Origin of the sequence: Dawidia cretensis (genome assembly GCF_018598175.1) — a bacterium.
Lineage (GTDB): Bacteria > Bacteroidota > Bacteroidia > Cytophagales > Cyclobacteriaceae > Ohtaekwangia > Ohtaekwangia cretensis.
Map to the genome: position 1 here is coordinate 1 of NZ_JAHESE010000098.1, position 653 is coordinate 653.

The 653-nt window shown below is 54.4% G+C and carries 1 pseudogene; it reads left to right on the forward strand.

Annotated features, from left to right (window positions below):
• Window positions 1-653: pseudogene (locus tag KK062_RS29885) on the forward strand (SusC/RagA family TonB-linked outer membrane protein); the annotation flags it as partial.

Below are 653 nucleotides of genomic sequence, written 5' to 3' on the forward strand. Positions count from 1 at the left end.
CCATGGGCCTGGAAGTATTGGACGCCGCATGGCCCAGTGCCAACATCGGCACCGCCCGTTCACGGGGCCTGGACTTGTCGCTCGATTACAAGAAAAGCTTTGCCGGCAACGGATTCCTGAGCGCCCGCGCCAACCTCACGTATGCCCAAAACACGTATGTGGACTACGAAGAGCCTCAATATGAAGAGGCCTACCGCTACCGCAAAGGGCAACCGATCAACCGCGAGTATGGATACCTTGCCGAGCGTCTTTTTGTAGATGATAAGGAGGCCGCCAATTCACCGTCGCAGATCTTCTCCACCAATGGTATTGCGCCGAAAGGAGGCGATATTAAATACCGCGATCTCAATAACGACGGGATCATCAACGGTGCCGACCAAACCTTCATCGGTTTCCCGACGACACCCCAGGTGGTATATGGGTTTGGTTTTTCCGCGGGAAATCGGAACTTCGATTTATCAGCCTTCTTCCAGGGCCAGGCACGCGTTTCGTTCTTTGTTGATCCCAGACGCACGAGCCCGTTCATTCCGAGTCCGGATCAATACATCGGCGGCAACACTCAATTGTTGACGGCGTGGGCCGACAGCCATTGGTCGGAAGAAAATCAGGATCTGTATGCATTATACCCTCGCCTGGGTACTACGACACAAGAG